At 69.9% G+C, this 12,301-nt stretch carries 7 protein-coding genes and 1 pseudogene; 3 read left to right on the top strand and 5 right to left on the bottom strand.

Translation table 11 applies throughout. The features are described 5' to 3' along the window. On the top strand, positions 1-1,764 hold a 1,764-nt coding region (locus D7X96_RS37260; protein WP_147468500.1), incomplete at its 5' end, for an Hsp70 family protein. Between the two features lie 11 nt (positions 1,765-1,775). Next, entirely contained in the window at positions 1,776-3,020 is a 1,245-nt protein-coding gene (gene fliB / locus D7X96_RS37255) for a flagellin lysine-N-methylase (RefSeq protein WP_121771866.1), read from the top strand. 9 nt (positions 3,021-3,029) lie between these two features. Here the strand turns inward: fliB and D7X96_RS37250 are convergent. Beyond that, positions 3,030-3,593: pseudogene (locus tag D7X96_RS37250) on the bottom strand (DsbA family oxidoreductase); the annotation flags it as partial. A gap of 185 nt (positions 3,594-3,778) precedes the next feature. On the opposite strand from D7X96_RS37250, the gene D7X96_RS37245 reads away from it, so the two are divergent. Next, positions 3,779-5,809 (top strand): S9 family peptidase, encoded by a 2,031-nt coding sequence (locus tag D7X96_RS37245; protein ID WP_120552157.1) that lies wholly within the window; start codon positions 3,779-3,781, stop codon positions 5,807-5,809. 43 nt (positions 5,810-5,852) lie between these two features. On the opposite strand, the gene D7X96_RS37240 is transcribed toward D7X96_RS37245, so the two are convergent. The 4 genes from D7X96_RS37240 to D7X96_RS37225 all read right to left on the bottom strand — a co-directional run bounded on the left by D7X96_RS37240 (position 5,853) and on the right by D7X96_RS37225 (position 12,197). Then, the gene (locus tag D7X96_RS37240; protein ID WP_120552158.1) at positions 5,853-6,131 is read right to left on the bottom strand and encodes a hypothetical protein; all 279 of its coding nucleotides are present in this window, start codon (positions 6,129-6,131) and stop codon (positions 5,853-5,855) included. A 79-nt stretch (positions 6,132-6,210) separates the two neighbouring features. Next, the gene (locus D7X96_RS37235) at positions 6,211-6,954 is read right to left on the bottom strand and encodes a DUF4142 domain-containing protein (RefSeq protein ID WP_120552159.1); all 744 of its coding nucleotides are present in this window, start codon (positions 6,952-6,954) and stop codon (positions 6,211-6,213) included. A gap of 330 nt (positions 6,955-7,284) precedes the next feature. Next, the gene (locus D7X96_RS37230) at positions 7,285-9,057 is read right to left on the bottom strand and encodes a peptidase MA family metallohydrolase (RefSeq protein WP_120552160.1); all 1,773 of its coding nucleotides are present in this window, start codon (positions 9,055-9,057) and stop codon (positions 7,285-7,287) included. Then, positions 9,054-12,197: a DUF4175 family protein gene (locus tag D7X96_RS37225; RefSeq protein WP_121771865.1), complete on the bottom strand. Its 3,144-nt coding sequence runs from the start codon at positions 12,195-12,197 to the stop codon at positions 9,054-9,056. Before D7X96_RS37225 ends, D7X96_RS37230 begins: the two co-directional genes overlap by 4 nt. Between the last annotated feature and the right edge of the window lie 104 nt (positions 12,198-12,301).

Raw genomic sequence — 12,301 nt, 5'->3', positions numbered from 1 at the left:
GCGCCGAGCGCCCCCGCGATGCTCGCGCCCGCCGCCGTGCCCGCGGCCCCCGCGCCGCCTCCGGCCCTGGACGCCAACGGGCAGGTGCGCCCCATCTACCTCACGCCGCCGCAGACGCTGGCCGGCACGGGCCCGGTCATCGGCATCGACCTGGGCACCACCAACTCCTGCGTGGCGCTCCTGTCCAACGGCCGCCCCGTCGTGCTGCGCTCGCGCGAGGGCTACAACACCATCCCGTCCGTCATCTCGCTGAGCGCGCAGAACAAGCTGCTCGTCAGCCACCGCGCGAAGAACCAGCTGGTGCTGCGGCCCACGCACACCATCTACGGCGCCAAGCGCCTCGTCGGCCGTCCCTACGACAGCGCCGTGGTGAAGCAGGTGCGCGAGCGCTTCCACTACGAAATCACCCCGGACGCCGCGGGCCGCGCCGCCGTGCGCCTGGGCAATGACGTGCTGTCGCTGGAAGAGGTGCAGGGCATCATCCTGCGCGAGTGCAAGGAGATGGCAGAGACCCACCTCAACCAGAAGGTGGAGCGCGCCGTGGTGACGGTGCCGGCCTACTACTCCGAGCCCCAGCGTGAAGCGGTCCGCAAGGCGGGCGCGATGGCCGGCCTCAAGGTGGAGCGCATCCTCAACGAGCCCACGTCCGCGGCGCTCGCGTACGGCCTCAACCGCGAGCTCAACAAGAAGGTGCTCGTCTACGACCTGGGCGGCGGCACCTTCGACGCGACCATCCTGCGCATCGAGAAGAACGTCTTCGAGGTGCTGGGCACCGGCGGCGACATCTTCCTGGGCGGTATCGACTTCGACAACCTCATCGTCGACTTCCTCCTGGAGCGCTTCCAGGAGAAGGAGGGCATCGCCTTCAACGGAGACGGCATCGCCCTGTCGCGCGTGGGCGACGCCGCCGAGCGCGCGAAGATGGCGCTGTCCGAGCGCAGCACCTTCGAGGTCCACATCCCCATGTTGATGATGGACGACGCGGGCCGTCCCCGGGACCTGCGCGTGATGATGTCGCGCCAGGACCTGGAGAAGATCTGCGACCCGCTGCTCAACCGCACCATCGACGTGGTGCGCGACGTGCTGCTGGACGCCAAGCTGAAGGCCTCGGAGGTGGACGACATCATCCTGGTGGGCGGCATGAGCCGCATGCCGCTGGTGCGCGACAAGCTCAAGGGCCTCTTCGGCAAGAACGCGCAGGCGAGCGTCAACGCGGACGAGGCCGTGGCGCTGGGCGCGGCGCTGTACTCGGGCTCGGTGGACAAGGTGAGCAGCGTGGTGCTCATCGACGTGCTGCCCATGACCATTGGCGTGGCCATGCCCGGTGGCGGCTTCAAGCGCGTCATCGAGCGCAACAGCCCGCTGCCCACGCAGCGCTCGTTCGCCATCAGCACGTCGCAGGACAACGAGGAGCGGATGGAGCTGTCCGTCTTCCAGGGCGAGGACAACCACATCTCCGCCAACGAGTACCTGGGCACCGTGCGCATGGAAGGTCTGCCACGGGGCCCCAAGGGCTCCGTGCGCGTGGCGGTGACGCTGAAGCTCGACTCCGAATGCGTGCTGCACGTGGAGGCGCGGGAGTACTCGACGCGCAAGGAAGTGAAGGCGACGCTCGCCACGCGTTACTCGCCGGAGGAGCTCCAGAAGCAGCTCCAGGTGAGCAAGGAGGCGGTGAGCGCCGCGGAGGAGCGCCGGGGCGCGGACCTGAAGGATCGCGCGGGCCGTTTCTGGGGGTTCGTGAAGAAGGCGCTGGGACGCAAGTAGACTCAGCGCCCATGACGGCCTCCGCCCCCCGCTACATGGCGCGCTTCCGCTGCATCGCGGAGGCGTGCGAGGACACCTGCTGCGCGGGGCTGACGGTGCCCATCAGCGAGTCGCGCTGGAGCCTGCTGCGCCAGAAGGTCGCGGGCACGCCGGACGAAGCGCGCGTCGCGGCGCTGATTACCCCCAACCCGGACGGAGCCACGGGGCAGCAGGCGGGCATCCTGGGCAAGAGAGCGGACGGGCACTGCGCCTTCCTGGATGAAGCGAAGCTGTGCTCGCTCCAGCGCCGGTATGGCGAAGCGGTGCTGCCGGACGGCTGCTCCGTCTTCCCGCGAGTCCTCACGCGCTGGGCCGCGCAGGTGGAGATGGCGGGGTCGCTCGCATGTCCGGAGACGGCGCGCCTGTGCCTGCTGGCGGAGGACGCGCTGGTGCGCGAGCCCGTGCCCGAGGAACAGGCCCTGCGTCCCCAGGTCGCGCGGCAGGTGGCGGCGGGGGACGACGCATGGACCGCGCACGCGGACACCGTGCGCGAAGCGATGCTGCGGCTCCTGAATCGCCGCGAGGTCCCGTACGCCGCGAGGCTGTACGCGCTGGGCCGCATGGCGCTGGACCTGGGTGGCTTCTACTTCCCTGGGACGACCGCCGACGACACGGAGCGGCTTGCCGGCATCCTGCGCGAATACGAATCCGCGGACACGCTCGCGTCCCTGCACACGCAGCTCGAAGCGCTGGAGCTGCCCGGTGGCCCGTGGGCGGGCATCTGCGCCGCCGTGCTCCGCTCACGCGAGGCCGCCGTGAGCAGCCCGCGCTTCCTCGCGCTCATGAACGCCGTGCGCGCGTCCTACGGTGGCGCCGACACGCATCCGGACAGGGCCTGGGAACTCCATGCCGCGCGGCGCTCCGCGCTGGAGTCCCTGCACGGCGAGCGCGTGCACCAGTACTTCCTGCACCACGCGCTCAACCACGTCCTGCGCCACCCGTTCACGGAAGGCCCGAGCCTCCTGAACGCCGTGTTCCTGCTCGTGCTGCGCGCGTCCGTGGTGCGCTGGGTGCTGCTCGGGCATCCGGCCGTGGTGGCGCTGCTGGACGCCCCAGGCACGCCCGTGGCCACGCTGGACGCCGCCGCCGTGGAGGCGTTCCAGGTCGTCGCCAAGCACGTGGAGCAGGCGCCCACGTTCCTGGACTTCGCCAAGGGGCTGGCCGGCGAAGGTCCGGAGACCTTCGCGCGGCTGCTCATCCTGGTGAAGGGCCTGTAGCGCCCGGCTTCAGCCCTGCTGCTTCGGCTTCGCGCCCAGCTGCTGCATGGCCCGCTGGAATGACGGGTACTCGTGCGCGCCCTGGATGGCCAGCCGGTCCCCCAGGATGAAGGTCGGCACCGCGCGGATGCCCATCTCCTGGGCCTCGCGCACGGACTCCTCCACCACCTGACGGTAGCGGCCTTCCTCCACCGCGCGCTGGAGTTCGTCCGGATCCAACCCGGCCTCCACGCCCGCCGCCCGCAGCGTGTCCCACTGCCAGAGGTCCTGCCCCTCACTCCAGTAGCGCCGCAGGATGGCGGCCTGGAAGGGCTCCAGCCTGCCTTGCGCGCGCGCGTACTCCGCCGCCTCGTGCGCACGGCGCGTGGACGGGATGAGGTCCCGCTGCACCATCGTCAGCCCGGCCTTCGCGGCGCGGAGCTTCAACGGATTGTTCGGGTCCTTCATCCCCTGGCGCACGTACTCGGGCAGCGGCAGCCCTTCCGGAGGCGTCTCCGGGCGCAGGAAGTAGGGGTGCCACTCCACCTGGACGTCGTATTCCTTCTTCAGCTTCTCGACCTCACCGAGGCCGACGTAACACCAGGGTCAAACGAAGTCGGACCAGATGTGGACGACGATGGGTGCGCTCATGGGCTGAATCTCTAGCACCGTGCGTCAGTGCCTTCCAACTGTTCCACCGGGGCCCAAATCCATCGGTGGACAGTCCGCCCTCCCGAGGGCACGGTCCGGGTTCCCTCTCTTCCGGAAGGAACCTCTCCGTGCCCCTGTCGCTCCTCGCGGCCCTGGCGCTCGGCGCAAGCCCCGCGTCCGCGCCCCATCCGTTCAATCAACAGGACCTGGTCACGCTGCGCCGGCTCAGCAGCCCGCGCGTCTCGCCCGACGGCCGCCAGGTCGCCTACGTCCTGCGCTCCACCGACCTGGAGGCGAACCGGGGCCGCACCGACCTGTGGCTCGTCAACCTGGACGGAAGCGCGCCGCGCCAGCTCACCTCCCACCCGGACAGCGACAGCGACCCCGTCTGGGCCCCGGACGGCAAGAGCCTCTTCTTCCTGTCGTCGCGCGGCGGTTCATCGCAGGTGTGGCGCCTGCCTTTGGACGGCGGCGAGCCGCTGCCCGTGACGAAGCTGCCGCTCGACGTGAACAGCTTCGCGGTGTCGCGTGACGGCCAGCGGCTCGCGGTGGCGCTGGACGCGCGCCCGGACTGCGCGGACCTCGCGTGCAACACCCAGCGCGCCGCGGAGGCCTCCAAGAAGAAGACCACCGGCCGCGCGTATGATCAGCTCTTCGCGCGCCACTGGGATACGTGGAAGGACGGCACGCGTTCGCACCTGTTCGTCGTCCCCGTGGCCGGCGGCACGGCCGTGGACGTGATGAAGGGCATGGACGCGGACGCGCCCAGCAAGCCCTTTGGCGGCGCGGAGGAGTTCACCTTCACGCCGGACGGCAAGGGCATCGTCTTCGCGGCGCGCGACGTGGGCCCCACCGAGTCGTGGTCCACCGACCTGGACCTGTTCCTCGCGCCCGTCGACGGCAAGACGAAGCCGCGCAAGCTCACGGAGAAGAACCGCGCCACGGACACCAGCCCCGTGTTCAGCCCGGACGGCAAGACGCTCGCGTACGTGGCCATGTCCCGCCCCGGCTACGAGGCCGACCGCTACCGCGTCATCCTGCGCACGTGGCCGGGCGGCCAGGAGCGCGTGCTGACCCAGGACTGGGATCGCTCCGCCGGCTCGCTCGCGTGGAGCAAGGACGGCGCCACGCTCTACACCACCGCCAACGACGTGGGGCAGAGCACCGTGTTCGCCCTGGACGTGGCCACCGGCAAGGCGCGCGCCCTCACCCAGGGCGGCAGCGCGGATGGCGCCCAGCCCGCGGCGGACGGCCAGGTCGTCTACGCGATGGATGACCTGGACTCGCCCTCGGACCTGTACGCGATGAAGGCGGACGGCACCGGCGCGCGTCAGCTCACCCAGGTGAACAAGGACGCGCTCGCGGGCATCAAGTTCGGCGCCTTCGAGCAGTTCAACTTCCCGGGCTGGAACAACGAGACGGTGCACGGCTACGTGGTGAAGCCCGTGGACTTCGACCCGAAGCGCCAGTACCCGCTGGCCTTCCTCATCCACGGCGGACCGCAGGGCAGCTTCGGCAACCACTTCCATTACCGGTGGAACCCGCAGGTGTACGCGGGCCGCGGCTACGTGGCCGTGATGATCGACTTCCACGGCTCCACCGGCTACGGCCAGGCCTTCACGGACTCCATCGCCGGGGACTGGGGCGGCAAGCCGCTGGAGGACCTGCAGAAGGGCCTCAACGCCGCGCTCCAGAAGTACCCCTTCATCCACAAGACGAAGCGGTGCGCGCTGGGCGGCAGCTACGGCGGGTACATGATCAACTGGATCGCCGGTAACTGGGCGGATGGCTTCCAGTGCCTCGTGAACCACGACGGCATCTTCGACGAGCGCGCCGCCTACTACGACACCGAGGAGCTGTGGTTCCCCGAGTGGGAGCACAAGGCGCTGCCCTGGGAGAAGCCGGAGGCGTACGAGAAGTTCAACCCGGTGAACCAGGTGGCGAAGTGGAAGACGCCCATGCTCGTCATCCACGGCGGCAAGGACTACCGCGTGGTGGACACGCAGGGCATCGCCACCTTCACCGCGCTCCAGCGCCGCGGCATCCCGTCACGGTTCCTGTACTTCCCGGACGAGAACCACTGGGTGCTCAAGCCCCAGAACAGCATCCAGTGGCACGACGAGGTGCTGGGCTGGCTGGACCGCTGGACGCGCAAGTAGCGCGCGTCCAGCCAAGGCCTTCCCTGGGGCGTGAGCCTACGCCTCAGGGAATGCCGAAGCAGTCGTCGATGCAGCTGGAGATGACCTCCGCGCAGGTGCGGTCCGCGATGCACTCCGAGCACTCCGCGGTGCGCGCGCGGCGGTTGTCCTGCTCGCTCTCCTTCTCATCCTCCCAGGCGCCAATCTTCTCGGCGCACTTGCCGGTGTCCAGGTCGGAGTCGAAGCACTCCTTGCGGCGGTCGCAGATGGCGTCGGCGTCGTTGGAGCAGCCGGTGAGGAGCAGCACGGAGACACAGGAGGCCAGGGCAATCAGTCGTGACATGACGCGGCACTATGCACGCGAAAACGCCCCCCGGGAATGTGCTTCCCGGGAGGCGTTGGGATGATTCACCACCGCTGCATTACTTCGTCTTCGTCGCACCGCCCATGGAGCCGGAGCCGCTCGGCGGGGTGGCGCCGTGGTTCATGGAGCCGTGGTCCATGGTGCCGTCCTGCATGCCGGCGCCGCCCACGCCCATGGCGTCGTCCAGCTTGCCCAGGGTCTGGTAGGCCATGTCGCGGTGCTTGGGCAGCTCCTGGGACAGCTGCGTCAGCATGGTGGTCATCTCCGCGGGCGCGGAGGTCATGCCCTGCTTGGCGGCCATCACCTTGCCAATGGCCTCGTCATGGGCGCCGACCTGATTGGCCATGTAACACGAGTCGAACGGCGCGCCCTTGAGCGACTGGAGCTTCTCCATCAGGGCCTTGTCCGCGGCCATGGCCTTCTTCTCCATGTCGTTGGAGGGCTTGGGCATGTCCGACAGGGTCATCTTCTGCGTCTTCGCCATGTCCATCAGCTGCTTGTCCGCGGCCGTGTGCGAATCAATCATCATCTTCGCATAGCTCTTCACGTCCGGGTTCTCGGAGGCCTTCTGCGCGAGCTCGGCCTGCTTGATCTCCGACTGGTTGATGTAGTGCAGGCGCTCCATGAAGGCCTTCGGATCCGAAGGCGCCATGAAGCCCTTGAACTCCACCATGCCCTTGGGCGTGGGGGTGGCCATCTTCGTGCCGGCCGGAGGGTTGGCGGACGTGGCGCTCTGGGCCATCGAGACGCCGCCGGTGAAGAGGACCGCGGCGAGGGTGACTCCGTGCAGGGTGCGCTTCATGGGTGCTGCTCCTTTTCAGGGCCTCGAAGTGAGGCGGGACAGGTCGGTTGGACCGGAGACCTCCGGATCCGCGCGGCGCACGTTGGAGCAGGGCGCCACAGCGGACCCAGAGGGCAGGAAGGAGGACGTGTGCCAATTCACGTTGCGCCCACGCACCGGTGCGCCAGTGGACAGCGCCACTGACCCCGGGACGGGGCGCGGACGTTCAGCACCGCACGACTGTCTGGGAACGCCATCCCGTCCTCCTCGTGCCCGAAAAGCTAGGCATCCCCGGAGGGCGGGAAGGGAACGGAGGCAACTCCCCGGCTGGCTGGCCGCCGGGGAGGGTGGCTACTTCGCGGGCTTGGGCGCCGGGGAAGATTTCGGCGCGGCCTTCGGCGCATCGGGCGTGCCGGCGGGGACGTTCTTCGTCTCCGACAGCTCGTCCTCGGCGCGCAGGAAGGCCTGGGCGGCGCGGTCCACGTCGTCGGGCTTGAGGCCCGTGAGGTTGGCGGCGGCCACGCGCGTGCGCGACGCGAGCGCCGTCTCCCCCAGCGCGCCGTGGATGCGCGTGAGGGCCACGTGGATTTCGGGGTCGAACGGGTCGGAGGCCAGCGCCTCCAGGTACGCCGTCTTCGCCTTCGGGTAGTCCTTGCGGAACAGCAGGATGCGGCCCAGGTGCACGTTGGTGGACGGCGAACCCGGGTGCATGCGCAGCGAGCCGCGCAGCACGGCCTCCGCCTCATCCAGCCGGCGCAGCTCCAGCAGCGCGAGCGCGAACTTGTTGGAGACGGACTCGTACTTGTCGCCCACCAGCTTGTGCGCCCGCGCGTACTCCTCCGCGGCGGCCTTCACGCGGTTTCTCTCGCGCAACAGCTCGCCCAGGTGCGCGAACTTGCGCGCGGGCACCTCCGTCACCTCGTTGAAGCCGCCGAAGGAGATTTCACGCCCCTTCTTCTCGCTGTCCTTCTTGTCGCCCTTGGCGTCCTCCTTGAGCACCACGCGGTCGTCGCGCGGCACCAGCTCCTGGGGGAAGGGCTGCTTCTTCACGTAGGACAGCCACGTCTTCTCGAAGAGGGGGAAGGCCATGCCCGTCGCCGCCTCCACCGCCTTCTTGTCCGGCTGGCCCGCCTTCAGCTCCTGCAACAGCGTGCGCAGGCCCGCGGTGCCGTGGGTGCCGTGGATGTAGTCGATGGCGTAGAACACCTCCGCGAACGCGGTGGCCGCGTCCTCCGCCGTGGGCAGCATGGCGATGGAGGGGTGCATCTTCTCGAAGGGGATGAGCTTGTCCTCCTTCACGCGCTTGCCCAGGAGGGCCTGCGTGGAGGGCGTCATGGCCAGGCCGCCCTTGCCGCGCCAGCGCGACTCCAGGAACTTGGCCAGGCCCTCGTGCAGCCAGATGGGCACGGTGTTGTGGGACAGCTGGCTGACCACCAGGTGCACGTACTCGTGCGCCAGCGTGTCCTGCCAGTCGTAGCCCTGCGCCACGGCCTTGGGGCTCGTCACCATCAGCTTGTTGAACTTGCAGATGGCGATGGTGCCGGTGGTGCGGATCTGCTTCTCCGTCAGGGTGCTGACGCGCGACAGCTCGCGCGCGTTGTTCACCACCTCCACGCGCACCTTGCCCGGCGGCGTCCAGCCCAGGTCCTCCGCCAGGGCGCGGTGGATGGACTCCAGCGTCTCCAGCGCGTAGGGCACCAGCACCTCTTCCTTGCCCTTCGGGTAGAAGAAGATGAAGTGCTCGCTCTCCGCGCGCAGGTGGTCCTTCGTGATGGCGCGCGTGTCCTTGGCGAGCCGCAGGTAGCTGCCCGGCTTGTCCTCGATGTTGGCGCCTTCCAGCAGCGTCACCGCGTCGTCGTACTGGCCCTCCTCGAAGGCCACGCGCCCCTGGAAGTACTTCAGGGGCTCCAGCTCGGACGGCACGCGCTTCTCGACCTCGGCCAGCTCGCGGCGCGCGCCTCCCACGTCCCAGTCATCCAGGGACTGCTCCACCTTGCCCAGCCGCTGCTTCACCTCTTCCTTGAGGGCCGCGTCCGGCGGCTGCGCGAGGGCAGGGGGGACGGCGAGGAGGAGGGCGCACAGGACGCCCAGGGCCGGGAAATGCGTGTGCGTGCGGCGGCTCACTTCACCAGCTCCTCGTAGTAGCGCTTCACCTGCTCGCGGTACTTCTCCGGCGCGCCCTGCTTCATGGCATCCAGCAGGTCCTTGCGGAACTCGCGAGGCGCCTGGAACGCGTCCTCGTCCGGCAGCTCCACCTTGTCCTGCGGGTTGCGGCCGTTGCCCTCCTGGCGCCGGCCGGAGCCCATGGGCATGGGCAGCCCGCGGCCGCCCTTGCGGCCCTGCTGACTCTGCTGCATCTGCTGCTGGAAGCGCTTGAGGCCTTCCATGGCGGCCTGCTGCTCGCCGTAGCCGCGGCCCGGGTCCTTGCCCTGCATGCGCTGGGAGGCCTCGCCCATGCGCTGGCCAATCTCGTCCATCTGCTGGCCGGCCTCCTCCCCGAACAGCGGCGCCGTCTGCTCCATGTCCTCCATCTGCTGGCGCAGGCCCTGCGCGCGCTGCTCCAATTGCTGCTGGCGCTGGCCCAGCTGCTGGAGCTGCTGCTTCTCCTGCTGCGACAGCTGCGAGCCCGGCGGCGGGAAGAGGTTCTGCAGCTGCTGGCTCACGTCCGCCACGTCGCGCGCGTCCTTCTTGAGCTGCTCCGCGAGCTTCGCGGACTGCTGGCGCACCTCCGGCGGGTTGCCGAACATCTCATCCAGCTGGCGCTGCTGCTCGCCCATGCTGGACAGCTGGCGCGCGGCGTCCTCGGCTCTCGCGGCGGACTCCGCGGCCAGGTCGAAGTCGTCCACCTTGAGCGCGTTCTCCACGTTGCGCAGCTCGGACTGGGCCTCCTCCAGCGGGCGGGCCGCGCGGCTGTTGAGCCGGCCTGGGTCGAGCTTCTGGTAGTGCTCCTGCACCTGCTGCAGCTTGCGGTTGAGCTCGTCCTTGAGGGCCTGGCCCTTCTCCTTCAGCCGCTCGCGGTTCTGACCGCGGGCCTGGTCGCGCAGGGCGCGCGTCTGCTCGGCGACCTTCTGCTGTTCGTCCATGGTGCCCTGCAGGTCGTCCATGAACTTGCCGAACTTCTCCGCCAGCTCCGGGTACTGCTCCGCGCCGAAGTCCTCCTGGGACTTGTCCATGGACTCGAGCATCTCGTCCATCTGCATGCCCAGCTCCTGGAGCTTCGCCAGCGCCTCGTCCGCCTTGCCCTCCTGCATCAGGCGCTCCACTTCATCCATGGCGCCCTGCATGTCCTCCTGCTGCATCATCTCCGACAGCGCCTCGGCGTTGAGGTGCTCGTCGCGGATGCCCTTGCGCAGCTCCGCCATGCGCTGCATCAGCTCCTGGATGCGCGACTTGAGCTGTTGGATCTGCTGCATCACCTGCTCGCGCGCGGCCTCGTCCGGGTTGGCCTTGAACTGCTCGATGAGGCGCGACAGGTCGCGGCGCTCGTTGGCCAGCTGCTTCGTCAGCTCCTGGAGCGCCTCCAGCTTCTGCCGGTCCAGCAGCGACTCCAGGTAGAGGATGTCGCGCTCCAGGCCCTCGATTTCGTCCTCCACCACGGCGGTGAGCCGGGTGCCGGTGCCCCAGTCCTCGCCGCGCGCGCGCTGGGTGCGCAGGTACAGGCGGCGGAAGTCGGAGGTGGTGCTCACGCTGCGCTTGAGCTCCCCGCCGATGTTCAGGAGCGCGGAGATGATCTCCTTGGGCACGTCCTTCTCGCGCGACAGCTCGGAGCCCTGGGCGCGGAAGTCGTCCGCGAGCTGCTGGCCGCTTCCGTCCACGGACTTCGCGCTCTCCACGGCGGCCGCGTCCTTCTGCTTCGCGCGGTCGGGGCCCTCCAGGCGGTCCGCCAGGTGGTCCACGAGGCGGCCCCACAGGGCCTCCGCCTTCTCCAGGGCGGCGCGGCGGTGCTCGGCGGCGCTGTAGACGCGCAGGGTCTGCGTGCGGCTGACGCCCTTCTTGGGGCCCTCCACCGCGTCGTTGTCCTTCGCCTCGATGTAGTAGGTGATGCGGTCGCCGGGGGCGGGCTTGAGCGGGCCCAGGTCCCAGTTGAAGGTGCCCCGGCTGCGGCGGCTGTCCTCGCGCGGCAGGTTCACGCGCGTCTCCTGCTTCGCGCCGGGCATGCGGTACACCAGCGCCAGGCCGGACAGGCCGTAGTCGTCGGTGGCCTCGTACTTGAGCGTCACCGTCTGGCCGGGGTCGACTTCAATCTCCGTGGACGGCGTGAGCAGCGTCACCTGGGGCGCCTTGTCCGCCTCCACGGTGAGCGGGATGTCCGGGCCCACCGCGAGCGGCTTCGCGCGCGAGGCATAGAAGACGAAGTGGTAGGTGCCGCCCTGCTTCGCGACGAAGCTGCCGGTGAGTTCGCGGCCGCCGGTGACGGTGAGGGGCAGCGTCTGGCCGTTGACGACGACCTCCGCGCGCTCGACGGGGCGGTCCGAGCGCGTCTTCAGCACCACCTCGGTGCCCGCGGGCGCGCTGACCTCGCCGTTGGTGCCGGGCACGGTGCGCGGCGCCAGGCCCGTGTAGGCCGGATAGCGGTAGGTGAGCTCGATGTCACCGGTGATGGGCTCCGCCTGCGCGGCGGTCTCCGGGCGCGCGGCCTGCTCGCGCAGGTGCTTCCAGCCCGCGGCCCACCGGCCGCCCACGAAGAACATCAGCACCGCGAGCAGCAGCACCGCGCCACCGGACGCCAGGGCCACGCGGCGCAGCGGCTGGCGGTCCACCACGAGCCCGGGGTCCACCGTGCGGGCCCGCTCGTCCATCTGCTTGAGGAACGCGTCGGCCAGCTGGGGGGACCAGCCGGCCTCCTCCCGGCGCTCGCGCGAAAGCTCCACCGCCGCGAGCACGTCCAGGGACAGCTCCGGACGGCGCTGGCCCACGAGCCGGGCGGTGCGCGCGTCGTCGCCCACCTGACGGTGCGCGAGCACGACGCCGAAGCCGTACGCCACCGCCGCGCCCACCGGCACGGCGAGCCACATCAGGACCTGCGCGAGCCCCGGCAGCGCCCGGCCCAACAGGCCCGTGGCGAACAGGAGCACGAGGGCCGCGACGCCGCCCAGGAGCAGGCCCTGGGCCCAGAGCTGGCGGCGCTGGCGGGCGCGCACCTGGGCGAGCAGGTCCGCCACGCCCTTGGAGCGCGCTTCACGCCGGGCCTGGGGAGGCGGGGCCGGAGGAGGCGGCGGGGGCGGCAGCTCGGGGGCTGGGCTCTGCGGTGTCTCGAGGTTCACGCTGGCTTGTCCGCTCGTCGGTCGCGAGCCAACCCCGGACGGGGCGGGCTATTTCCCAATTGTGGCGCACTCCCGCCGTCTTCGCGCGTGCATCTCCAGAGAGG

Source organism: Corallococcus interemptor (assembly GCF_003668875.1).
GTDB classification, from domain to species: Bacteria; Myxococcota; Myxococcia; order Myxococcales; family Myxococcaceae; genus Corallococcus; species Corallococcus interemptor.
The sequence above is the reverse complement of the archived record's forward strand: the minus strand, read 5'-3'. Positions and strand labels throughout refer to the sequence as shown.

Bases quoted from the DNA above. Each gene is read 5' to 3' on its own strand.
- fliB (WP_121771866.1), top strand. From the start codon at position 1,776: ATGACGGCCTCCGCCCCCCGCTACATGGCGCGCTTCCGCTGCATCGCG.
- D7X96_RS37240 (WP_120552158.1), bottom strand. From the start codon at position 6,131: ATGTCACGACTGATTGCCCTGGCCTCCTGTGTCTCCGTGCTGCTCCTC.
- D7X96_RS37235 (WP_120552159.1), bottom strand. From the start codon at position 6,954: ATGAAGCGCACCCTGCACGGAGTCACCCTCGCCGCGGTCCTCTTCACC.